Here is a 25217-nt window from a genome sequence, read left to right as displayed (position 1 = left end):
CCCCGGAGTTGAGTTCCCAGCAAGCGAGTTCCCAGCAGCGAACAGTGCCAAGCGAGGTGTGACTACGCGTGTCTGACGCCGGATCGAGCCCCACCGCCCAGCCCGTCGCCGTGATCGGCCTGTCCTGTCGGCTGCCGGGCGCGGCCACGGCCGAGGCCTTCTGGCAGCTGCTCGCCGAGGGCCGCGGCGCGGTCGGGCCGATCCCGGCCGACCGGCTCGGCGCCGCCCATCGCACCGGCACCGGGGAGGTGCCCGCGGGCGCCCGCCGGGGCGGCTTCCTGGCCGACGTCGCCGGGTTCGACGCCGACTTCTTCGGCATCGCGCCCAACGCGGCGGCCGTGCTGGACCCGCAGCAGCGCCTCGCGCTCGAACTCGCCTGGGAGGCGCTGGAGGACGCCCGGATCACCCCGGCCGCCCTGCGCGGCGGCCGGACCGGCGTGCTGATCGGCGCGATCGCCGACGACTACGCCGCGCTGCTCGCCGCCCGCGCCGGCGCGGTGAGCGGCCACGCGATGGCCGGGGTGCAGCGCGCCATGATCGCCAACCGGGTCTCCTACGCGCTCGGCCTGCGCGGCCCGAGCCTGACCGTCGACTCGGGGCAGTCCTCGTCGCTGGTCGCGGTGCACCTGGCCTGCGAGAGCCTGCGGCGCGGCGAGTCGCGGGTCGCGCTGGCCGGCGGGGTGCAGCTGAACCTCGCCGTGGAGTCGGCGGCCCGGGCCGAGGCGTTCGGCGGCCTCTCGCCGGACGGCGTCTGCTACACCTTCGACGCCCGCGCCAACGGCTTCGTGCGCGGCGAGGGCGGCGGCGTCGTGGTGCTCAAGCCGCTGGCCGACGCGCTGGCCGAGGGCGACCCGGTGCGGGCGGTGATCCTGGGCAGCGCCGTCAACAACGACGGCGGCGGCGCCCATCTGACGGCGCCCAGCGCGCAGGCGCAGCAGGAGGTGGTGCGCGCGGCGCTGACCGCGGCCGGGACCGACCCCGAGGCCGTGGGCTACGTCGAGCTGCACGGCACCGGCACGGCCGTCGGCGACCGGACGGAGGCGGCGGCGCTCGGTGCGGTGTACGGCAGACGGGCGAGGCCGCTGCCGGTCGGCTCGGTCAAGACCAACCTTGGCCACCTCGAAGGCGCGGCCGGCATCACGGGGTTCATCAAGGCCGTGCTCAGCGTGGAGCACGCGGTGCGGCCCGCCGCCCTCAACTTCGCCACCCCCAGCCCGGCGATCCCGCTCGACGAGCTGAACCTGCGGGTGGTCACCCGCGCCGAGCCGTGGACCGGCGAAGGCCGCCGCACGGCCGCGGTGAGCGCCTTCGGACTGGGCGGGACCAACTGCCACCTGGTCCTCGCCGCCGCAACACCGGCCGCCACCGCGCCTGCCGCCGCAACGCCGGCCCCCCCAGTGCCGGCCGCCACCGCGCCTGCCGCCGCAACACCGGCTGCCACCGCGCCGCTCTCCGCAGCGCCGACCGCCCCGGCGCCCGCCGGCGGACCGTGGCTCGTGTCCGGCCGTACCGCCGAGGCCCTGGCCGCCCAGGCAGCCCGGCTGGCCGCCCACGTCCGCGCCCAGGAGCAGCTGCGCACCGGCGACCTCGGCCTGAGCCTGGCCACCACCCGCACCGCCTTCGAGCACCGGGCGGTGATCGCCGCGGCGGACCCGGCGGGTCTGCTCGCCGGGCTGGACGCGCTGGCGGCCGGCGAGCAGAGCGCCGCCGTGCTCACCGCTACGGCGCCCGCGCCGCGGCGCGTCGCCTTCGTCTTCCCGGGCCAGGGCAGCCAGTGGCCGGGGATGGCCGTGGACCTGCTCGACACCGCCCCGGACTTCCGTTCCGCGATGGAGCGCTGCGCGCGGGCCCTCGCGCCCTGGACGGACTTCGACGTGCTCGCGGTGCTGCGCGGCGAGCCCGGCGCGCCCGACCTCGAACGGGTCGAGGTCGTCCAGCCGGTGCTGTTCGCCGTGATGGTGTCGCTGGCCGCGCTGTGGCGCGCGCACGGCGTCGAACCCGTCGCGGTGATCGGCCATTCGCAGGGCGAGATCGCCGCCGCCCACGTGGCCGGCGCGCTCTCGCTGGAGGAGGCGGCCAAGGTGGTGGCCGTGCGCAGCCGGCTGATCGCCGAACTGCGCACCGACGGCGCGATGGCCTCGGTGCCGATGTCCGCCGAGCAGCTGAGCCCGCGGCTGGCCCGCTGGGCCGGGCGGCTGTGGCTGTCGGTGGTCAACGGCCCCGGCACGGTGGTGGTCTCCGGCCTGACCGACGCGGTGACCGAGCTGGTCGAGGCGCTGACGGCCGAGGGCGTGGACGCCCGGCGGATCCCGGTCGGCTACGCCTCGCACTCGCCGCTGGTGGAGCCGCTGGACGCGGCGCTGGCCGAGGGGCTCGGCGAACTGTCGCCCCGGGCGGGGACGTTGCCGTTCTACTCGGCGCTGACCGGCGCGCTGCACGACACGGCCGGGCTGGACGCCGGGTACTGGTACCGCAATCTGCGCGAGCCCGTGCTGTTCCAGCAGGCGAGCGCCGCCGCGCTGGCCGACGGGATCGACGCCTTCATCGAGGTGAGCGCCCGCCCGGTGCTGACCGTCCCGCTGCAGCAGACGGCCCAACTGAGCGGGCACCAGGCGGTGGCGCTGGCCACGCTGCGGCGCGACGAGGGCGGCCCGGCGCGGTTCCGCGCGGCGCTGGGCGCGGCCTGGAGCCACGGGGTCGAGGTCGACTGGGCGGCCGTGTGGGCGGGCAGCGGCGCGGTCACCGTGCCGCTGCCGGGGTACGCCTTCCAGCGGCGCCCGTACTGGCTGACCGGGCAGCCGGCCGAGCCCCTGGCCCTGCCTGCCCCCGACCCCGCCGACCCCGTCGACGCGGCCGCTGCCCAGCCGCCGGTGACCGGCTTCGCCGGGCGCCTGGCCGGCCTCCCGGTGGCGGAGGGCCGGCGGCTGGCCGAGCACCTGGTGCGCTCCGCCGTCGCCGCCGCGCTGGGCCACGACGGCCCCGCCGCCGTGCCCGTCGACCGCATCTTCCGCGACCTCGGGGTGGACTCCGCCGCGGCGACCGAGACCGCCGGGCGGCTTGCTGCCGCCACCGGCCTGCCGGTGCCCGCTGGGCTGCTCTACGACCACCCCACCGCCCGGGAACTGGCGGCCCGTCTGGTCGCCGAGCTGACCGGCGGCGCGGCCGGGCACCCCGCGCCTTGTGAGCACCGCGCCGGGGAGCGGCCCGCCGATGCCGAGGACCCGGTCGTCATCGTCGCGATGAGCTGCCGGCTGCCCGGCGAGGTCCGCTCCCCGGAGGACCTGTGGCAGCTGCTGGCCGACGGCGGCGACGCCATCGGCGACTTCCCCGCCGACCGCGGCTGGGACGTGGCACGGCTGCACGACCCCGACCCCGAGCAGCTCGGCCGCTCCACCACCGACAAGGGCGGGTTCCTCGCCGACGCCGCCGATTTCGACGCCGCGCTGTTCGGCATCTCGCCGCGCGAGGCGCTGGCCATGGACCCGCAGCAGCGCCTGCTCCTGGAGGCCTCCTGGGAGGTGTTCGAGCGCGCCGGGATCGACACCGCGACCCTGCGCGGCAGCCGCACCGGCGTCTTCGTCGGCGTGATGGACCAGCGCTACGGCCCCCGGTGGAACGAACCCGCCGACGGCGTCGAAGGGTTCCTGCTCACCGGCAACTCGGCGAGCGTCAACGCCGGCCGGATCTCCTACACCTTCGGCCTGAACGGCCCCACCGTCGCGATGGACACCGCCTGCTCCTCCTCGCTGGTGGCCCTGCACCTCGCGGTGCGCGCGGTGCGCGGCGGCGAGTGCGCCATGGCGCTGGCCGGCGGGGTCACCGTGCTGTCGACCCCCGAGATCTTCATCGAGTTCTCCCGGCAGCGGGGCCTGGCCGCCGACGGCCGCTGCAAGGCGTTCGCCGCGGCGGCGGACGGCACGGGGCTGGCCGAGGGCGTCGCGATGCTCCTGGTCGAGCGGCTCTCCGACGCCCGGCGGCACGGCCACCCGGTGCTCGCGGTGGTCCGCGGCAGCGCCGTCAACTCCGACGGCGCCTCCAACGGCCTCACCGCGCCGAGCGGCACCGCGCAGCGCGAGCTGATCCGCCAGGCGCTGGCCGACGCCGCCCTCGAACCGTCCGAGGTGGACGCGGTGGAGGCGCACGGCACGGGCACCGCCCTCGGCGACCCGATCGAGGCCGCCGCACTGCTGGACGCCTACGGCGCCGGGCGTCGGGCGCCGCTGCTGATCGGCTCGCTGAAGTCCAACATCGGCCACACCCAGGCCGCGGCCGGTGTCGCGGGCGTGATCAAGATGGTCACCGCGCTGCGGGCCCACCTGCTGCCGCGCACCCTGCACGTGGACGCGCCGAGCCCGCAGGTGGACTGGGCGCGCGGACCGGCCGAGCTGCTCACCGAGGCGCGCCCCTGGCCGGCGGGCGACCGGCCGCGCCGGGCCGGCGTCTCCTCCTTCGGCATCAGCGGCACCAACGCGCACGTCATCATCGAGGAGGCCCCGCCCGCGCCCGCCCCGCCCGCGCCTGCCCCGCCCGCGCCCGCCCCGCTCGCGCCCGCCCCGGCGAGCCACGACGACGCGCCGGGCCCGCGCCCCTTCGTGCTCTCCGGCCACACCGACGACGCGCTGCGCGCCCAGGCCGACCGGCTGCTCGGCCACCTCGAGGAGCCCGGCCACCGGGAGTCCGTCCCCCTCCCCGACCTGGCCCGCACCCTCGCCACCGCGCGCACCGCGCTGGAGCGGCGCGCCGCCGTGATCGCCGCCGACCGCGACCAGTTGCTCGCCGGGCTGACCGCGCTCGCCGCGGGCCGGACCCCGGATCACGTGGTGACCGGCGAGGCCAGGCCCCGCTCCGGCACGGTCTTCGTCTTCTCCGGCCAGGGCGGCCAGTGGCAGGGCATGGCCGTCGAACTCCTGGCGGACGCACCGGTGTTCCGGGCGCGGATGACCGAGTGCGCGCAGGCGCTGCGCCCGCTGGTCGACTGGGACCTGTTCGACGTGCTGCACGCCCGGCCCGGCACCCCGCCGCTGACCGACACCGAGGTCGTCCAGCCCGTGCTGTTCTCCATCGCGGTCTCGCTGGCCGCGCTCTGGCGCTCCTACGGGGTCGAGCCGGCCGCGGTGGTCGGCCACTCGCAGGGCGAGATCGCCGCCGCCTGCGTGGCCGGCGCGCTCTCGCTGGCGGACGCGGCCCGGGTGAGCGTGGTGCGCAGCCGGCTCGCCGTCGCGCACCTGACCGACGGCGGGATGGCGAGCGTGGCCCTGTCCGCCGAGGAGCTGCGGCCCAGGCTGGAGCGCTGGGCCGGGCGGCTGTGGCTGTCGGTGGTCAACGGCCCCGGCTCGGTCGCCGTCTCCGGCGAGGAGACCGCCCTGGACGAGCTGATCGCCGAACTCACCGCGGAGGGGGTCAAGGCCCGGCGCATTCCGGCCGCCTTCGCCTCGCACTGCCCCGCGGTGGAGGTGCTGCGCGAGCCCCTGTTCGACGAACTCGCCGGGCTGCGGCCCCGGTCCACCGAGCTCCCGTTCTACTCCAGCGTCACCGTCGGCCCGGTGGACACCGCCACCCTGGACGCGGCGTACTGGTACCGCAACCTGCGCGACACCGTCTGCTTCGCCGACGCCACCGCGCTGCTGGTGCACGAGGGCCACCAGGTCTTCGTGGAGATCGGCCCGCACCCGGTGCTCACCCCGGTGGTGGCGGCGATCGCGGAGCAGGCCGGGGCCGACGCCGTCGTCACCGGCACGCTCCGTCGCGACCAGGGCGGCCTGCGCCGCTTCCTGGCCGCGCTGGCCACCCTGCACACCAAGGGCGTCGCGCTCGACTGGGCGGCCGTGCTGGGCAGCGGCGGCACCCGCGTCGAGCTGCCCGGCTACGCCTTCCAGCGCCGCCGCTACTGGCTGCCCGCCGGGGACGGCACCGCCCGCACCGCGGCGGCTGCTCCGGTCCTGGCCCCGGCCCTGGCCCCCGAGCGGGCGGTCACCCCCAAGGACCTGCTCGCCCTGGTCCGCACCCAGCTCGCCGACGTTCTCGGCCTGGCCGACGGCGAACAGGTGGCGGTGGACCGCGCGTTCAAGGAGATCGGGCTCGACTCGCTCACCGCGCTCGAACTGCGCAACCGGCTGAGCACGGCCACGGGGGCGGCGATCCCCGTCACGGCCGTCTTCAGCCACCCGACCGCCGGTGCACTCGCCCGCTACCTCGCCGACCGGACGGCCGGCACCGACGCCGAGCCGGCCGGGGTCGGGGGCGGGGCCGCCGGCGGTGGCCGGGTGGCGCTGGACGATCCGATCGCGATCGTCGCGATGGCCTGCCGGTTCCCCGGCGGCGTGGACACCCCCGAGGGCCTGTGGGAGCTGGTCGAGCGCGGCGGCGAGGCGATCAGCGGGCTGCCGACCGACCGCGGCTGGGACCTGGCACGGCTGCCCCAGGCGGTGCGTCAGGGCGGCTTCCTGCACGACGCGGGCTGGTTCGACGCCGGCTTCTTCGGGATCTCGCCGCGCGAGGCGCTGGCCATGGACCCGCAGCAGCGGCTGCTCCTGGAGACCTCCTGGGAGGCGCTGGAGCGTGCCGGGATCGACCCGGTCACCGTCCGGGGCGCCCGGATCGGCGTTTTCGCGGGCGCGGTGGCCCAGGACTACGGGCCGCGGCTGCACGAGTCCACCGCCGCCCAGGAGGGCCACCTGCTCACCGGGACGATCAGCGCGGTGGCCTCGGGGCGGATCGCCTACGCCCTGGACCTCCAAGGCCCGGCGATCACCGTGGACACCGCCTGCTCGTCCTCGCTGGTCGCGCTCCACCTGGCGGCGCAGTCGCTGACCCTCGGCGAGTGCTCGCTCGCGCTGGCCGGCGGTGCGACGGTGATGGCCAACCCCGGTGTCTTCGTGGAGTTCGACCGCCAGCAGGGGCTGGCGGTCGACGGCCGGTGCAAGGCGTTCGCCGCCGAGGCGGACGGCACCAGCTGGGCGGAGGGCGCGGGCATGCTGGTGCTGGAGCGGCTCTCCGACGCCGAGCGGCTCGGCCACCCGGTGCTCGCCCTGCTGCGCGGTTCGGCGGTCAACTCCGACGGCGCGTCCAACGGCCTGACGGCGCCGAACGGGCTGGCGCAGCAGCGGGTGATCCGGGCGGCGCTGGCGAACGCGGGTCTGTCGGCGGCGGACGTGGACCTGGTGGAGGCGCACGGCACGGGCACCCGGCTGGGCGACCCGATCGAGGCGGACGCCCTGCTGGCCACCTACGGCCAGGGCCGCTCGGCCGAAGCGCCGCTCTGGCTCGGCTCGTTGAAGTCCAACATCGGCCACACCCAGGCCGCCGCCGGTGTGGCCGGGGTGATCAAGACGGTACTGGCGATGCGGCACGGCGTGCTGCCGCGCACCCTGCACGCCGAGCAGCCGACCCCGCACGTCGACTGGTCGACCGGTGACGTCCGGCTGCTGACCGCCGCGGTGCCCTGGCCGGCGGGGGAGCGACCGCGCCGCGCGGGCGTCTCCGCCTTCGGGGTGAGCGGGACCAACGCCCACGTGGTGCTGGAGGCGGTCCCCGCGCCCGTCGTCGAACCGCCGTCCGTGGCCGGGCCGCGGCCGCAGGGCCCGGTGCCGGTGCTGCTGTCGGCGCGCACCCCGCAGGCGCTGGCCGCGCAGGCCCGGCGGCTGCGGGCGGCCGTCGCCGACGGGCTGGACCCGCGCGACGCCGCCTGGACGCTGGCCACCTCCCGGACCGGCTTCGAGTACCGCGCGGCACTGGTGGCCGCCGGGCACGAGGAGCTGCTGGCCGGCCTGGCCGAGGTGGCGGGCCGCCGGGCGGCCACCGGCGGGCTGTCGGTGGGTGTGGTGTTCGCCGGGCAGGGGTCGTCGGGGCTGGGCGCGGCACGGGAGTTGTGCGCGGCGTATCCGGTCTTCGCGGCGGCGTTCGACGAGGTGTGCGCGGTGGTGGACGGCCTGGTGGACTGGTCGCTGCGAGCGGTGGTGTTCTCGGGGGAGGGGCTGGAGCGCACGGAGGTGGCGCAGCCGGCGCTGTTCGCCTTCGAGGTGGCGCTGTTCCGGTTGCTGGAGTCCTGGGGCGTGTCGGCCGGTGTGATGCTGGGGCATTCGCTCGGGGAGCTGGTGGCGGCGCAGCTGGCCGGGGTGTTCTCGCTCGCCGATGCCTGCCGGGTGGTGGTGGAGCGCGGCCGGCTGATGGAGGGGATGGAGCCGGGGGCGATGGTGGCGCTGCCGGTGCCGGTGGCGGACGTGCTGCCCCGGCTCGCGGGTCGCCGGGTGTCGGTGGCGGCGGTGAACGGGCCTTCCTCGGTGGTGGTTTCGGGTGCCGAGGCCGATGTGCTGGCGGTGGCGGCGCAGTTCGACCGCTCGCGTCGCCTGGCGGTGCAGCGGGCCTTCCACTCGCCGCTGGTGGAGCCGGTGGTGGGGCCGCTGCGGGCGGTGCTGGAGGCGGTGGAGTTCCGGCCTCCGACGCGCACGGTGGTCTCGGGGCTGACCGGTGAGGTGGCGGACGCGGAGCTGCTGTGCACGCCGGAGTACTGGGTGCGGCACGCGCGGGAGGCGGTGCTGTTCGGCGACGCGCTGCAGGCGGGTCGAGCGGCGGGCGCCGAGGTGTTCCTGGAGGTGGGGCCGGACGGGTCGCTGTCGGCGCTGACCGGCGGTGTCGCGGCGCAGCGCCGGGAGCGGGACGGGGTGACGGCGCTGCTCGCGGCGGTGGCCGAACTCCACGTCCGGGGCGCCGAGATCGACTGGCGTGCGGTGCTGGGCCAGGGCAGGCTCGCCGATCTGCCCACCTACGCCTTCCAGCGGGAGCACTACTGGCTGCCCACCGGCCCGGAGGGTGCCGAGGTCGAGGATCCGACGCACTACCAGGTCGACTGGCAGCGGCTCGACGATCTCGCCGCCCCGGCCCCGGCCGGTCGCTGGCTGCTGGTCGCCCCGGCCGGCTTCGAGGAGCACGAGCTGGTGCGGGCCTGCGCCGCCCGGCTCGGCGCGGACACCGTGGAGCTCTTCCTCTCGGCGGCCGACGACCGGGCCCCGATCGCCGAACGGCTGCGCGAACTTCCGCCCCCGGACGGGGTGTTCTCGCTGCTGGCACTCGACGTCGCGCTGCACCCCGGCCACCCGGGGCTGGCCGTCGGCGGGGCGCTCACCCACCTGCTCGTCCAGGCACTGGGCGACGCGGAGCTCGCGGCACCGCTCTGGCTCGGCACCCGCGGCGCGGTCGCGGTCGGCGAGGAGGCGCTGGACGCGGTGGAGCACAGCGGCGTCTGGGCGCTGGGCCGCGTCGCGGCCCTGGAGCACCCGGCGCGCTGGGGCGGCCTGGTGGACCTGCCCGCGGTCTTCGACGAGACGGCCGGCGAGCGGTTCGCCGCCGTCCTGGGCGCGGCCGAGGACCAGGTGGCGATCCGGGCGGACGGCGTCCACGGGCGCCGGATCGTGCGCGCACCGCGGGCCCGCTCGGCCGGCAGCTGGCAGCCGCGCGGCACCGCGCTGATCACCGGCGGCACCGGCGGGCTCGGTGCGCAGGTCGCCCGCTGGCTGGCGCGGCACGGCACCGAACGCCTGGTGCTGCTCGGCCGGTCCGGCCCCGAGGCCGCCGGAGCCGCTGAACTGGTCGCCGAGCTGGCCGAGTTGGGCGCACAGGCCGAGGTGGTCGGCTGCGACGTGACCGACCGGGAGGCACTGGAGGCGGTCATCACCGACGCGCGGGAGCGCGGTGCGGTCTTCCGTACCGTCGTGCACGCGGCCGGACTCTCCCAGCGCACGCCGATCGCCGAACTCGACCTCGCGCGGTTCGCCGAGATCACCGCCGCCAAGGTGATCGGCGCGGTCCACCTGGACCAGCTCTTCGACGACGACGAACTCGACGCCTTCGTCCTCTTCTCCTCGATCTCCGGCGTCTGGGGCGCCGGCGGCCAGTGCGCCTACGCCGCCGCCAACGCCTTCCTCGACGGCCTGGCCCGGCTGCGCCGCGCCGCCGGTGTGCACGCGGTCTCCATCGCCTGGGGTCCCTGGGACGCACCGGGCATGGCCGAGGAGGGGGACCAGGCCGACCACCTGGCCCGGCGCGGCCTGCGCGCGCTCGACCCGGAGGCCGCACTGCGGGCGCTGCGCGCGGCCGTGGAGGGCACCGGCGCCGAGGTGACCGTCGCCGACGTGGACTGGGACCGGTTCCTGCCCGCCTTCACCGCCGCCCGCCCCGCGCCCCTGCTGGCCGCCCTCGGCAGGCCGGCCCACCAGCCCGACGATCCGGCCGAGGGGGCCGCCGACCAGGCCGCCGACGGCGCGTCGGAGACGCTGCGGCGCGAACTGCGCGCCCTCGGCGCCCCGCAACGGGCCGCCCAGGTGCGCTCGGTGGTCCGCGCCGAGGTCGCCAGGGCGCTCGGCCACCGGGGCGAGCGGACCGTCGGCCTGGAGACGCCGTTCTCCGAGCTCGGCATGGACTCGCTCGCCGCCGTCGACCTGCGCGGCGCCCTCAACGCCCGCACCGGGGTGACGCTGCCCGTCACGGTGGTCTTCGAACGGCCCTCCGTCCAGGCGCTCACCGCCCACCTGCTGGAGCTGCTCGACGACGCCGGGCAGGAGGCCGGGCAGGGCGGCGAGCCGCCGACCGGCGAGGAGGCCAGGATCCGCGCCGTGCTGGCGTCCCTGCCGCTCGCCCGGCTGCGGCAGGCGGGCCTGCTCGACCGGCTGCTCGACCTGGCGGACGACGGCTCCGCCACCGCGCCCCGCACCGCTCCCGCCACCGACCCCGTCGTCGGCGAGCCGGAGAGCGGCATCGACACCATGGACCTCGACGACCTGGTCCGCGCCGCTCTCGACGGCGATTCCCGCTGAGCCCGCGCCGACACTGGAGCTGAACACCGATGGCTGAGGACCGAGTCGCCGCCGCCCTGCGCGCCTCCCTGAAGGAGACCGAGCGGCTGCGCCGCGAGATCCGCGAGATCTCCGCGGCCGAGCACGAACCGCTCGCCGTGGTCGGCATGAGCTGCCGCTACCCCGGCGGCGTCGGTTCGCCCGAGCAGCTGTGGCAGCTGGTCGCCGACGGCGGGGACGCGATCTCCGGCTTCCCGACCGACCGCGGCTGGGACACCGGGCGGATCCACGACCCCGCGGGCGGTCCGGGCACCAGCTACGTGCGCGAGGGCGGCTTCCTGCACGACGCCGCCGAGTTCGACGCCGCCTTCTTCGGCATCGCGCCGCGCGAGGCGCTGGCGATGGACCCGCAGCAACGGCTGCTCCTGGAGGCCTCCTGGGAGGTGCTGGAGCGGGCCGGCATCGACCCGCGCTCGATGCGCGGCAGCCGCACCGGCGTCTTCGTCGGCGCCGCGCACCAGGAGTACGGCGGCGACCCGCGGCACGCGCCGGAGGAGGTCGACGGGTACGTGCTGACCGGCATCGGCGGCAGCGTGGTCTCCGGCCGGCTGGCGTACTTCCTGGGCCTGACCGGGCCGGCCGTCACCGTGGACACCGCCTGCTCCTCCTCGCTGGTCGCCCTGCACCTGGCCGGGCGCTCGCTGCGCTCCGGCGAGTGCACGGCGGCGCTGGTCGCGGGGGTCTCGGTGATGGCCTCGCCGGTGCCGTTCGTGGAGTTCTCCCGGCAGCAGGGGCTGGCCGCGGACGCCCGCTGCAAGCCGTTCGCGGCAGCCGCCGACGGCACGATCTGGTCCGAGGGCGTCGGCGTCCTGCTGGTCGAGCGGCTCTCGGTGGCCGAGCGGCTGGGGCACCGGGTGCTGGCGGTGGTGCGCGGCTCGGCGGTCAACTCGGACGGGACCTCCAACGGTCTGACGGCGCCGAACGGGCTGGCGCAGCAGCGGGTGATCCGTGACGCGCTGGCGGACGCCGGGCTGTCGGCGGCGGACGTGGACGTGGTGGAGGCGCACGGCACCGGCACCCGGCTGGGTGACCCGATCGAGGCGCAGGCACTGCTGGCCACCTATGGGCAGGACCGCCAGGAGCCTTTGTGGCTCGGCTCGTTGAAGTCCAACATCGGGCACGCCCAGGCCGCCGCCGGCGTCGGCGGCGTGATCAAGATGGTGATGGCGATGCGGCACGGCGTGCTGCCGCGCAGCCTGCACGCCGAGCAGCCGACGCCCAACGTCGACTGGTCGACCGGAAAGGTCCGGCTGCTCGCCGCCCCGGTGCCGTGGCCGGCGGGGGAGAAGCCGCGCCGCGCGGGCGTCTCCGCCTTCGGGGTGAGCGGGACCAACGCGCACGTGGTGCTGGAGGCGGTGGCCGCGGCGGAACCCGTCGCCGAGCCGCTGCCCGATGGCCCGGTGCCGGTCCCGCTGTCCGCCCGCAGCGCCCGCGCGCTGGCCGAACAGGCCCGTCGGCTGCGGGAGTTCCCGCACGCCGAGGTGCCGCTGGCCGACCTCGCCCGGACGCTGGCGACCGGACGGGCGGCCCTGGAGTACCGGGCCGTGGTGCTGGCCGCCGACCACGCGGACCTCGCCGAGGGGCTCGACGCCCTCGCCGAGGGCCGCGCCGCGGCCGGGGTGGCCGGCGGCGCGGCGGCGGCCGGCGAGCTGTCGCTGGGCGTGGTGTTCGCCGGTCAGGGGGCGCTGGGCGTGGCCGCGGCCCGTCGGCTGCACGAGAGCTTCCCGGTCTTCGCCGAGGCCTTCGATACGGTGTGCGGGCAGCTGGACGCGCTGGTCGACTGGTCGCCGCGCGCGCTGGTCTTCGCGGGCGACCAGGCGCTGCTCGCCCGCACCGAGTACGCCCAGCCCACGCTGTTCGCCTTCGAGGTCGCGCTCTTCCGGTTGCTCGAATCCTGGGGGGTGGTGGCCGATCTGCTGCTCGGCCACTCGCTCGGCGAGCTGACCGCCGCCCACCTGGCGGGCGTCTTCTCGCTGCCCGACGCCTGCCGGGTGGTGGTCGAACGCGGCCGGCTGATGCAGCGTCTGGAGTCCGGCGCGATGGTCGCCGTGCCGGCTTCGCCGGCCGAGGTCCGCCCGCTGCTGGCCGGGCGCCGGGCCGACCTGGCGGCCGTCAACGGGCCCGACTCCGTGGTGGTCTCGGGCACCGAGGAGGACGTCCTCGCCGTCGCCGCGCAGTTCCCCCGCTCCCGCCGGCTGGAGGTCGACCGCGCCTTCCACTCCGCCCTGGTCGAACCCGCCCTGGAACCCCTGCGGGCGCTGCTCGCCACCCTCGAACTCCACCGGCCGCAGCGCACCGTGGTCTCCACCCGCACCGGCGAGGTCGCCGACCCCGAACTGCTGCGCACCGCCGAGCACTGGGTCCGGCACGCCCGCGAGGCCGTGCTGTTCCAGGACGGGCTGGCCGCCGCCCGGGCGGCCGGGGTCACCACCCTGCTCGAAGTCGGCCCGGACGGCAGCCTCACCGCGCTGACCGGCGGCATCGCCGCCCAGCGCCGTGGCCAGGACGCGGTGGCCGCGCTCCACGCGGCGCTCGGCGAACTCTTCGTCCGCGGCGGGGCGGTGGACTGGCACGCCGTCCTGGGCCGCGGCACCCTCGCCGACCTGCCCACCTATGCCTTCCAGCGCGCGCACTACTGGCTGGCGCCGACCGGGCGCCCGGCCCGCGGCGGCCACCCGCTGCTCCCGCAGGAGTCCGAACTGCCCGCAGCGGGCGGTCTGTTGCTCAGCGGTACGGTCTCCGGCGCGGCCCCCGGCTGGCTCGCCGACCACGTGGTGTCCGGCGAGGTGCTGGTGCCCGCCACCGCCTTCCTGGACGCGGCGCTGCACGCGGGAACCCGCACCGGCTGCCCGCGGGTGGCGGAACTCGTCGTCGAGGCACCCCTCGTACTCGCACCGGGCGGCTCGGCCGCCTGGCAGCTGTGGGTGGCCGAGCCGGAGGAGGACGGCCGGCGCCGGCTCACCGTGCACGCGCGCCACGGCGAGGGGCCGTGGACCCGGCACGCCAGCGGCACCCTGGCCCCGGCCGCCGAGCGCCCGCCGGTCGCGGACCTGGCCGCCTGGCCGCCGGCCGGCGCCGAGGCGCTGGACGTCGAGTCGCTCTACCCGCGCCTGGCCGCCGCCGGGTTCGGCTACGGCCCCGCCTTCCAGGGGCTGCGCCGCGCCTGGCGCCGGGGCGCGGAGGTGTTCGCCGAGGCCGTCCTGGATCCCGGGACCCCGGCCGCCCGCTACGGCCTGCACCCGGCGCTGCTCGACTGCGCGCTGCACGCCACCGGCCTGCTCGGCGAGCGCACCGCGGGACAACTGCCCTTCTCCTGGCAGGACGTGACGCTGCACACCCCCGGCGCCGACCTGCTGCGGGTGCGGCTGACGGCCGCCGGCGACCGGGCCGTCGCGCTCGACCTCGCGGACGCGACCGGCGCGCCGGTCGCCTCGGTAGGCTCGCTGACCCTGCGCGGCACGCCCCGCAAGGCCCCGGAGCTGTACCGCGTCGAGTGGACCGCACAGCCGCTCGGCGATCAGGCGGCCGACGGTGACGGTGCCGGTGCGGTGCCGGACGAGGGCACGGCCGACGTGGTCCGCTGCGCGACCCCCGCCGAGGCGCTGGAGCTGGTCCAGCGCCGGCTCGCGCTGCCCGGCACCACCCCGCTGGTCGTCACCACCCAGGGCGCCGTGCGGACCGGCACGGCCGACCAGGCCGTCGACGCCGCCGCGGCGGCCGTCTGGGGCCTGCTGCGCACCGTCCAGGCCGAGCACCCGGGCCGCTTCACCCTGGTCGACCTCGACGGGCACCCCGACTCGGCCGCCGCGCTGGGCCGGGCCCTGGCCGGCGGTGAGCCGCAGCTGGCGATCCGGCACGGGGCGGCCTTCGTCCCGGTGCTCGCCCGGGTCACCGACGAGGACCTGCTCCACCTGCCGGCGGGCGCCGACGCCTGGCGACTGGACGCCGCGCCCCGCGGCAGCCTGGACGGTCTGGCCCTGGTGCCGGTCGCGCACCGCGCGCTCGCGGCGGGCGAGGTGCGGATCGCGGTGCGGGCCGCCGGGCTGAACTTCCGGGACGTGCTGATCGCGCTGGACGTCTACCCGGGCGCGGCCGAGATGGGCAACGAGGCCGCCGGGGTGGTCACCGAGACCGGCCCCGGCGTCACCGGACTCGCCGTCGGCGACCGGGTGTTCGGGATCGTCCCCGGCGCGTTCGGCCCGACCGCGGTCGCCGACGCGCGGATGCTGGCGCCCGTCCCGAAGGGCTGGTCCTTCGCCACCGCCGCCTCGGTGCCGATCGCCTTCCTGACCGCCCACCACGCCCTGCTCGCCGAGGGCGACCTGCGCCCGGGCCGGTCGGTGCTGGTGCACGCCGCCGCGGGCGGCGTCGGGATGGCCGCGGTGCAGCTCGCCCAGCACCTGGGCGCGACCGTCTACGCCACCGCGAGCCCGGCCAAGTGGGCGGCGGTGCGGGCGCTGGGCGTCCCGGCGGAGCGCATCGCCTCCTCGCGGACCCTGGAGTTCGAGCAGCGCTTCGCCCCCGGCGTCGACCTCGTGCTCGACGCGCTGGCCGGCGAGTTCGTCGACGCCTCGCTGCGGCTGCTGCCGCGCGGCGGGCGGTTCGTCGAGATGGGCAAGACCGACCTGCGCGACCCGGCCGAGGTCGCCCGGGCGCACCCCGGCGTCGAGTACCGCTCCTTCGACCTGACCGCGACGGCGCCCGAGCGGATCGGCGCGATGCTCACCGAGCTGCTCGCCCTGTTCGAGGCGGGCGCGCTCACCCCGCTGCCGCTCGCCTGCTGGGAGGTGCGCCGGGCGCCGGCCGCCTTCCGGCACGTCAGCCAGGCCCGGCACACCGGCAAGGTGGTGCTCACCGTGCCCGCGCCGCTCGACCCCGAGGGCACCGTGCTGATCACCGGCGGCACCGGCGCGCTCGGCACCCTGCTCGCCCGGCACCTGGTCGCCCGGCACGGCGTGCGGCACCTGCTGCTGACCGGACGTGGCGCCCGGCGCCCGGAGCTGGGCGGCCTCGACGCCACCGTGCAGGTCGCCGCCTGCGACGTCACCGACCGTGCGGTGCTCGCCGAGCTGCTGGCCGGCATCCCCGCCGACCGGCCGCTGACCGCGGTGGTGCACGCCGCCGGCGTCGTCGACGACGCCCCGGTCGGCGCGCTGACGCCGGGCCGGCTGGCCGAGGTGCTGGCGCCCAAGGCGGACGGCGCGCGCCTGCTGGACGAGCTGACCCGGGAGCTGGACCTCGCCGAGTTCGTGCTCTACTCCTCCGGCTCCGGCATCCTCGGCAACCCCGGCCAGGCGCACTACGGCGCCGCCAACGCCGCGCTGGACGCGCTCGCCGAGCAGCGCCGCGCCCAGGGCCGGCCCGCCCGCTCGCTGGCCTGGGGGCTGTGGGAGGCGGCCGGCTCGATGGCCGGGGCGCTCTCGGGGACCGACCGGGCCCGGCTGGCCCGCGCCGGCATCCTGCCGCTGGACCCCGCGCACGCGCTGGAGCTGTTCGACGCGGCCCTGCTGCGCGACGAGGCCGTGCTGCTGCCGATCGCCCTCGACCCGCTCGCGCCCGAACTGGCCACCCGCTCACCGCTGCTGCGCCGGCTGGCCGGGCCCGCGCCCGCCGCCCGGCGGACCGGCGGCGGCCGGGCACCGCTCGCCGAGCGGCTGCCCGCCCTGGGCGCCGCCGAGCGCCGCCGGTTGCTGCTCGACCTGGTGCTCGACCTGACCGCGGCGGTGCTCGGCCACCGCGACGCCGCTGCGCTCGACCCCGAACGGCCGTTCCGCGCACTGGGCTTCGACTCGCTGACCTCGGTCGAGCTGCGCAACCGGCTGGACACCGCGACCGGCCTGCGGCTGCCCGCCACCACCGTCTTCGACCACCCCACCCCGCAGGCGGTCGCCGAGCTGCTGGACGCGGAGCTCGGGGCCGCCGCGCCCGCTGCCGCGCCCTCGTCCTCGCCCTCACCTGAGGCCGTCGCGCCGGTCGCCGCGGCGCAGGACGAGCCGATCGCGATCGTCGCGATGGGCTGCCGCTTCCCCGGCGGGGTCGCCTCCCCGGAGGACCTGTGGGCCCTGGTGCGGGACGGCGTCGACGCCGTCGCCGAGTTCCCGGCCGACCGCGGCTGGGATCTCGACCGGCTGGCCGACCCCGACCCGGAGCGGACCGACACCAGCGCCACCCGCTTCGGCGGTTTCCTGCCCGAGGCGGCCGACTTCGACGCGGAGTTCTTCGGCATCGCGCCGCGCGAGGCGCTGGCGATGGACCCGCAGCAGCGGCTGCTCCTGGAGGTGGCCTGGGAGGCGCTGGAGCGGGCGGGCATCGACGCGGGGTCGCTGCGCGGCTCGGCGACCGGCGTCTTCGTCGGCGCCTTCGCCCAGCAGTACGGCACGCTGCTCGACGCGCCCGCCGACCTCGCCGGGCACCTGGGCACCGGCCGCGCCTCCAGCGTGGCCTCGGGCCGCCTGGCCTACACCTTCGGCCTGGAGGGGCCCGCGGTCACCGTGGACACGGCCTGCTCCTCCTCGCTGGTGGCGCTGCACCTGGCGGCGCAGGCGCTGCGCGCAGGGGAGTGCGAGCTGGCACTGGCCGGCGGCGTCACCGTGATGGCGACCCCGGAGATCTTCGTGGAGTTCTCCCGCCAGCGCGGCCTGTCCGCCGACGGGCGGTGCAAGGCCTTCGCCGACGGCGCCGACGGCACGGGCTGGGCGGAGGGTGCGGGTCTGCTGGTGCTGGAGCGGCTCTCCGACGCCGAGCGGCTCGGTCACCCGGTGCTCGCGGTGGTGCGCGGTTCGGCGGTCAACTCCGACGGCGCGTCCAACGGTCTGACGGCGCCCAACGGCCCCTCCCAGCAGCGGGTCATCCGCCGCGCACTGGCGAACGCGGGGCTGTCGACGGCGGATGTGGACGTGGTGGAGGCGCACGGGACGGGGACGCGGCTGGGCGACCCGATCGAGGCGCAGGCGCTGCTGGCCACCTACGGGCAGGGCCGGTCGCCGGAACAGCCCCTGTGGCTCGGCTCGTTGAAGTCCAACGTCGGGCATGCCCAGGCGGCGGCCGGGGTCGGTGGCGTGATCAAGATGGTGCTGGCGATGCGCCACGGCGCCGTCCCGCGCACGCTGCACGTCGACACCCCCTCCAGCCAGGTCGACTGGAGCGCCGGCCAGGTCCGGCTGGCCGTCGAGCAGACGGCCTGGCCGACGACCGGTCGGGCCCGGCGGGCCGGTGTCTCCTCCTTCGGCGTGAGCGGCACCAACGCCCACGTGATCCTCGAACAGGCCCCCGAGCCGGTCGAGTTGGCCGCCTCGGCTGATCCTTCGGTGCTGCCCGTGGTGCTCGCGGCACGCACCCCGCAGGCACTGCGCGACCAGGCGGCCGGGCTGCTGGCCCACCTCGGCGCACACCCCGAGCTGCCCCTGGCCGAGGTCGCCAGGGCGCTGGCCGCCCGGCGGTCGGGCTTCGAGTACCGCGCCGTCCAGGTCGTCGCGGACCACGCCCAGTTGACCGCCGCGCTGGCCGCGCTCGCCGCCGGGGAGGCGGACGCGCGCACCGTCACCGGTGTGGCGCGGCGAACCGGCTTGCCGGTGCTCGTGTTTCCGGGTCAGGGGTCGCAGTGGGTGGGGATGGGGCGGGAGTTGTTGGTGTCCTCGCCGGTGTTCGCGGCGCGGATGGGGGAGTGTGCGGCGGCGTTGGCGCCGTTCGTGGAGTGGGAGTTGGTGGAGGTGCTGGGGGACGCGGAGTTGTTGGGCCGCGTGGATGTGGTGCAGCCGGTGTTGTGGGCGGTGATGGTGTCGTTGGCGGCGGTGTGGGAGGCCGCTGGTGTGGTGCCGTCGGCGGTGGTGGGTCATTCGCAGGGTGAGATCGCGGCGGCCTGTGTGGCGGGTGCCCTGTCGTTGGCGGACGGTGCTCGGGTGGTGGCGTTGCGCTCGAAGGCGATCGCCGGTGCTCTCGCGGGCCGTGGTGGCATGGTCTCGGTCGCGCTCCCGCGTGCCGATGTCGAGCCGTTCCTGCGCGCCGGGGTGGAGGTTGCTGCGGTCAACGGTCCGGCTGCCACGGTGATCGCGGGTGCGAGTGCCCCGCTCGAGGAGGTCTTCGCGGCGCTGACCGTGGCGGGTGTGCAGCCGCGCCGGATCGCGGTGGACTACGCCTCGCACTCGGTGCAGGTGGAGCTGATCCGTGCGGAGGTCCTCGACGCTCTCGCTGGGGTGTCCCCGCGTCCGTCCCGTATTCCGTTCCACTCCTCGGTCACTGGTGGCCGGATCGACACCACCACCCTTGACGCCGCGTACTGGTACGAGAATCTGCGCAGTACGGTGCTCTTCGAGCAGGCGGTGGCCTCGCTGGGTGAGGCCGTGTTCGTCGAGTGCAGTCCGCATCCGGTGCTGGCGAGCGCGCTGCCCGATGCCACGGGCACGCTGCGCCGTGACGACGGCGGCTGGGACCGTTTCCTGACCTCCGCCGCCCAGGCCCACACCGCGGGCGTCCCGGTCGCCTGGCCGCTGCTCCTGGGCGAGGGTGCCAGGGCCGAGCTGCCCACCTATCCCTTCCAACGCACCCGCTACTGGCTCCCCGACCGGGCCCGCCCCACCGCGCCGACGGCGACCGCGGCACCCATCGCGCCGATGCCCGTCGCGGCTCCCGCCGGGCCCGCCGGTGCCTGGCGCCCCGAGGACCTGCTGCGACTGGTGCGCACCCAGATGGCCGCCGTGCTCGGCCACAGCGAGAGCGCGGCGGTGCGCCCCTCGCTGGCACTGCGCGAGGCCGGATTCGACTCGCTGATGGCCGTGGACCTGCGTCGGCGGCTCAACGCCGCCACCGGCCTGACGCTGCCCGCCACCGTCGTCTTCGACCACCCCACCCCGGCCGCGCTGGCCGAGCGCCTGCACGCCGAGCTGACCGGCGAGGGTGCCGAGTACGCCGCCGACGGCCCGGCGGCCGACGCCGGTGACCCGATCGCGGTGGTCGGCATGGCCTGCCGGTTCCCCGGCGGTGTCAGCACCCCCGAGCAGCTCTGGGAGCTGGTGCTGGCCGGCGGGGACGGCACCACCGGCTTCCCCACCGACCGCGGCTGGGACCTGGCGGCGCTCTACCACCCCGACCCCGAGCACCGCGGCACCGCCACCACCCGGCGCGGCGGCTTCCTGCACGAGGCGGCCGACTTCGACCCCGAGTTCTTCGGCATCTCGCCGCGCGAGGCGCTGGCGATGGACCCGCAGCAGCGCCTGCTCCTGGAGACCTCCTGGGAGGCGCTGGAGCGCGCCGGGCTCGACCCCTCGGCGCTGCGCGGCAGCCGCACCGGCGTCTTCGTCGGCCAGGTCCAGCAGGACTACCGGACCCGGCTCTCCGCCAACCCCGAGGAGCTGGAGGGCTACCTGGGCACCGGCAGCGCCTCCAGCGTCGCGTCCGGCCGGATCGCCTACGTGCTGGGCCTGGAGGGTCCGGTGCTCACCGTGGACACCGCCTGCTCCTCCTCCCTGGTGGCGCTGCACCTCGCGGGCCAGGCGCTGCGCGCGGGCGAGTGCGAGCTGGCGCTGGCCGGTGGTGTCACGGTGATGTCGACGCCCGACGTGTTCGTCGAGTTCTCCCGCCAGCGCGGGCTGGCCGACGACGGCCGGTGCAAGGCGTTCTCCGAGGACGCCGACGGCACCGGCTGGGCGGAGGGCGCCGGCGTGCTGGTCCTCGAACGGCTCTCCCGGGCCCGGCGGCTGGGCCACCGGGTGCTGGCGGTCGTCGCGGGCAGCGCGGTCAACTCCGACGGCGCCTCCAACGGCCTGACCGCCCCCAACGGGCGCGCCCAGCAGCGGGTCATCCGCGGTGCGCTGGCCGCCGCCGGGCTCACGCCCGCCGACGTCGACGCGGTGGAGGCGCACGGCACCGGCACCCGGCTCGGCGACCCGATCGAGGCCGGCGCGCTGATCGCCGCCTACGGCCAGGACCGCGACCGCCCGCTCTGGCTCGGCTCGTTGAAGTCCAACATCGGCCACGCCCAGGCCGCTGCCGGCGTCGGCGGGGTGATCAAGACGGTGCTGGCCATGCAGAACGGGGTGCTGCCGCGGACCCTGCACGCCGAGCGCCCCACCAGCCAGGTCGACTGGTCGGCGGGCGAGGTCCGGCTGCTCACCGAGAACCTGCCCTGGCCCGAGCGCGAGGGCAGGCGCCGGGCGGCGGTCTCCTCCTTCGGCGTCAGCGGCACCAACGCGCACGTCATCCTCGAACACGCCCCGGAACCGGCCGCCGAACCGGCCGCCGAACCGGCGACGGAACCGCGGCCCGCCGACGACGCCCCGGCCGCTCCCGTCCCGCTGCCGATCGCCGCGCCCACCGCCGCGGGCCTGGTCGCCCAGGCCCGCGCCCTCGCCGACCATCTGGCGCTCCGTCCCGAGCTCCAACCGGCCGACGTGGCCCACGCGCTGGTGCACAGCCGCACCGCCTTCGAGCACCGGGCGGTGGTCTTCGCCGCCGGGACGTCCGAGGCGCTCGAACGGCTGCGCGGCCCGCTCGACGCCGGGCGGGTGCTGGAGGGCCGCACCGCGCTGCTCTTCTCCGGCCAGGGCTCCCAGCGCCACCGGATGGGGCACCGGCTGTACCAGGAGTTCCCGGTCTACGCGGCGGCCTTCGACGCGGTCGCCGAGCAGCTGGAACTGGCTGTCCCGCTCGCCGAGTTGGTCTTCGGTGCGGACGAACGGTCCCTGGAGCGCACCGAGTTCGCCCAGCCCGCGCTCTTCGCGACCCAGATCGCGCTGCACCGGCTGGCCGAGAGCCGGGGCCTGGTCCCGGACGTCCTGCTCGGCCACTCGGTCGGCGAGATCGCGGCGGCGCACGTCGCCGGGGTGCTCTCGCTGCCCGACGCCTGCCGGCTGGTCGCGGCCCGCGGCCGGCTGATGCAGCAACTGCCGGACGGCGGTGCCATGGTGGCGCTGGCGGCCACCGAGGAGGAGGTGCTCGCCGCGCTGGCCGACCGGACCGGGGTGGCGATCGCCGCCGTCAACGGGCCCGAGGCCGTCGTGGTGTCGGGCGCCGAGGAGGGTGTGCTCGCGGTGCGCGAGCTCTTCGCCGCCCAGGGCCGGCGCACCAAGCGGCTGGCGGTCGGCCACGCCTTCCACTCGCCGCTGATGGACCCGGTGCTGGACGACTTCGCCGCCGTCGTCGGCCAACTCGCCTTCACGCCACCCACCTTGCCCGTCGTCTCCACCGTGACCGGCCGGCTCGCCACCGGCGAGGACCTGGTGACCGCCGACTACTGGGTACGCCACGCCCGGCAGGCGGTCCGCTTCGCGGACGGCGTGCGCACCCTGCACGAGGAGGGGGTGAGCCGCTACCTGGAGATCGGCCCCTCGGCCGCGCTGGCCCCGATGGCCCAGGAGTGCCTGGCCGGCACCGAGAGCGTGGTGATCCCGCTGCTGCGCCCGGGGCGCGAGGAGCCCGAGGCCGTCCGTTCGGCCCTGGGCGCCCTGTACGCCCACGGCGCCGCCGTCGACTGGGACACCTTCCTGCCCGGCGCCGATGCGGCCAACGGCGCCGACAACGGCACCGACAAGGGCACCAGCACCCGCACCGGCACCCGGACGGTCGACCTGCCCACCTACGCCTTCCAGCGCCGCCGCTTCTGGCTGGCGGCGCCCGGACCGGTGGCCGTCGAGCCCGGCGGCCACCCGCTGCTCAGCACGGCCGTCCCGTTCGCGGGCGGCGCCGGACTGGTGCTCACCGGCCGGCTGGACCTGGCCGAGCAGCCGTGGCTGGCCGACCACGTGGTCGCGGGCCGCACCCTCTTCCCTGGCACCGGCTTCGTCGACCTGGTGGTCCACGCCGGTCTGGCGGTGGGCTGCGACCTGGTGGAGGAACTGACCCTGGACGCCCCGCTGCTGCTGCCCGCGGCCGGTCCGGTGCGCCTGCAGGTCACCGTCGCCGAGCCGGACGCGCAGGGGCGGCGCACCGTGCGCCTGCACTCACAGGCCGGCGACGGCACGCCGTGGACCGCGCACGGCACCGCCGTGCTCGCCGTCGCCGCGAGCACCGAAGCCGCGCCCGCCCCCGCCGCGCTCCCCGAGGGCGGCACCGCCTACGACGTCGACGACGTGTACGCCACGCTCACCGCGCGCGGCTACGCCTACGGCCCCGCCTTCCGCGCGCTGCGCACGGTGCGCGAGCTCCCCGGCGCCCTGGTCGCCGAGGTGGCGCTGCCCACCGGCGACGCGGACGGGTTCGGCCTGCACCCGGTGCTGCTGGACGCCGCCATGCACGCGCTGGCCGCCACCTCGGACAGTACCGGTGAGGTGCTGCTGCCCTTCTCCTGGAACGGGATCCGGGTGCACGCCACCGGCGCCGCCGCGGTCGGGGTGGAGCTGGTCCGCCACACGCCCGAGACCGTGTCGGCCCGCTTCACCGACGCTTCTGGCGCGCCGGTCGCCACCATCGACTCACTGGTCTTCCGCCCGCTGCCCGCGGCCGGCGCCGTCACGGTGCCGCTGCTGGAGCTCGACTGGGTCGCCCCCGAGGCGGCGCCGCAGCCGGTGGCCGTGCCGGAGCTGGTGGAGCGGATCCCGGCGGGCGCCGACCCCCGGGCCGCGCTGGAGCACGTTCTGACGGTCTGTCAGCACCAGGAGCCGGACCGCATCGCCTTCGTCACTACCGGTGCCGACCAGGACCCCGGCGCGGCGGCCGTGCGCGGCTTCGTCCGCTCGGCCCAGCAGGAGCAGCCGGGCCGGTTCCTCCTGATCGACCGTCAGCCCGGCACGGACGAAGCCGCGTTGGCCGCCGCGCTCGCCACCGGTGAGGCCGAGGTCGCCGTGCGTGGCGGCTCCCCGCTGGTACCCCGGCTGACCCGGCTCGATGCGCCCGCGCCGCTGGTCCCGCCGCAGGGCTCGGACACCTGGCGGCTGGAGGTGGCCGAACGCGGCACGCTGGAGAACCTCGTGCTGCTCGACCACCCGCCGGCCCGCGCCCCGCTGGCTCCCGGCGAGGTCCGGGTCGCGGTGCGGGCCGCCGGGGTGAACTTCCGGGACGTGCTCAACGCGCTCGGCATGTACCCCGGCAAGGCGGGCCCGCTCGGCATCGAGGCGGCCGGCGTGGTGCTGGAGACCGGCGCCGACGTCACCGGACTGGCCGTCGGCGACCGGGTGATGGGCCTGATGCCGGGCGCCTGCGGCCCGGTGGTGGTCACCGACCGCCGCTACCTGGTCCCGGTGCCGTCGGGCTGGACCTTCGCCGAGGCGGCCTCCGTCCCGGTCGGCTTCAGCACCGCCTGGTACGCCCTGATCGACCTGGCCGGCCTCGAGCCGGGCGAGGCGCTGCTGGTGCACTCCGGTGCGGGCGGCGTCGGCTCGGCCGCCCTCCAACTGGCCCGGCACTGGGGGGTGGAGGTGTTCGCCACCGCCAGCCCCGGCAAGTGGGACGTGCTGCGCGCGGCCGGACTCGACGACCAGCACATCGCCTCCTCGCGCACCCTGGACTTCGAGGCCCACTTCACCGCCGCCACCGGCGGGCGCGGCGTGGACGTCGTCCTGGACTGCCTGGCGGGCGAGTTCGTGGACGCCTCGCTGCGGCTGCTGCCGCGCGGCGGGCGGTTCGTCGAGATGGGCAAGACGGACGTGCGGGACGCCGCCGAGGTGGCCAGGACCCACCCGGGCGTCGGCTACCAGGCCTTCGACGTGATCGACGCGGGCCCCGACCGGATCGCCGAGATCCTCGCGGAGCTGGTCTCGCTGGCCAGGCAGGGCGTGCTGCGCCCGCTGCCGGTCACCACCTGGGACGTGCGGCGCGCCCCGCAGGCGTACCGCTTCCTGAGCCAGGCCCGGCAGGTCGGCAAGGTGGTGCTGACCGTGCCGCCGCCGCTGGACCCCGAGGGCAGCGTGCTGGTCACCGGCGGCACCGGGGCCCTCGGCGCCGCGCTGGCCCGGCACCTGGTGACCGCGCGCGGCGCCCGCCACCTGGTGCTGGCCGGCCGCCGCGGCCGGCTGGACGAGGCCGTCGCGGCCGAGCTGGCCGCCGCCGGGGCCGAGGTCCGCGCCGTCGCCTGCGACGTGGGCGACCGCGCCGCGCTGGCGGGCCTGCTGGCCGCGCTCGACCGCCCGCTGACCGCCGTCTACCACCTGGCCGGTGTCACCGACGACGGCCTGCTCGACGGGTTGGACGCCGAGCGGCTGGACGGCGTGCTGCGGCCCAAGGCCGACGCCGCCCGCCACCTGCACGAGCTCACCGCCGATGCCGACCTCGCCGAGTTCGTGCTCTTCTCCTCGGTCTCCGGCCTCTTCGGCAGTCCGGGCCAGGCCGGCTACGCCGCCGCCAACGCCGCCCTGGACGCGGTGGCCCGGCTGCGCCGCGACCGCGGCCTGCCCGCGCTCTCGGTGGACTGGGGGCTGTGGGCGGCGACCGAGGTCGACAGCG

Annotated in this window: 1 protein-coding gene and 14 pseudogenes; all 15 read left to right on the top strand. The window is 77.0% G+C overall.

Going from position 1 to position 25217, the window contains the following annotated elements:
• Window positions 1-110: 110 nt before the first annotated feature.
• Window positions 111-1655, top strand: a pseudogene (locus OG500_RS38135) (polyketide synthase); the annotation flags it as partial.
• Window positions 1635-5750: pseudogene (locus OG500_RS38130) on the top strand (acyltransferase domain-containing protein); the annotation flags it as partial. The pseudogenes OG500_RS38135 and OG500_RS38130, both read left to right, overlap by 21 nt.
• Before the next feature lie 75 nt (window positions 5751-5825).
• Window positions 5826-6134, top strand: a pseudogene (locus OG500_RS38125) (acyl carrier protein); the annotation flags it as partial.
• A 162-nt stretch (window positions 6135-6296) separates the two neighbouring features.
• Window positions 6297-6941, top strand: a pseudogene (locus tag OG500_RS38120) (polyketide synthase); the annotation flags it as partial.
• 30 nt (window positions 6942-6971) lie between these two features.
• Window positions 6972-7316, top strand: a pseudogene (locus tag OG500_RS38115) (hypothetical protein); the annotation flags it as partial.
• 24 nt (window positions 7317-7340) lie between these two features.
• A pseudogene (locus OG500_RS38110) lies at window positions 7341-7721 on the top strand (ketoacyl-synthetase C-terminal extension domain-containing protein); the annotation flags it as partial.
• Window positions 7722-7733: 12 nt separating this feature from the next.
• Window positions 7734-8597 (top strand): annotated as a pseudogene (locus OG500_RS38105) (acyltransferase domain-containing protein); the annotation flags it as partial.
• Window positions 8580-9977, top strand: a pseudogene (locus tag OG500_RS38100) (beta-ketoacyl reductase); the annotation flags it as partial. The pseudogenes OG500_RS38105 and OG500_RS38100, both read left to right, overlap by 18 nt.
• A gap of 21 nt (window positions 9978-9998) precedes the next feature.
• Complete coding sequence (locus tag OG500_RS38095; protein ID WP_442907128.1) at window positions 9999-10808, top strand: beta-ketoacyl reductase; 810 nt, start codon at window positions 9999-10001, stop codon at window positions 10806-10808.
• Between the two features lie 56 nt (window positions 10809-10864).
• A pseudogene (locus OG500_RS38090) lies at window positions 10865-13810 on the top strand (type I polyketide synthase); the annotation flags it as partial.
• Window positions 13811-14311, top strand: a pseudogene (locus OG500_RS38085) (polyketide synthase dehydratase domain-containing protein); the annotation flags it as partial.
• Window positions 14312-14395: 84 nt separating this feature from the next.
• Window positions 14396-23269, top strand: a pseudogene (locus tag OG500_RS38080) (SDR family NAD(P)-dependent oxidoreductase); the annotation flags it as partial.
• Window positions 23270-23293: 24 nt separating this feature from the next.
• Window positions 23294-23974, top strand: a pseudogene (locus OG500_RS38075) (alcohol dehydrogenase catalytic domain-containing protein); the annotation flags it as partial.
• Window positions 23954-24637: pseudogene (locus OG500_RS38070) on the top strand (zinc-binding dehydrogenase); the annotation flags it as partial. The pseudogenes OG500_RS38075 and OG500_RS38070, both read left to right, overlap by 21 nt.
• Before the next feature lie 3 nt (window positions 24638-24640).
• Window positions 24641-25186 (top strand): annotated as a pseudogene (locus OG500_RS38065) (SDR family NAD(P)-dependent oxidoreductase); the annotation flags it as partial.
• Between the last annotated feature and the right edge of the window lie 31 nt (window positions 25187-25217).

It is taken from the genome of Kitasatospora sp. NBC_01250, from assembly GCF_036226465.1.
In the GTDB taxonomy this organism is placed as follows: Bacteria; Actinomycetota; Actinomycetes; order Streptomycetales; family Streptomycetaceae; genus Kitasatospora.
Note: the sequence above shows the minus strand (reverse complement) of the source record. Positions and strands in the feature narration are given on the sequence as shown.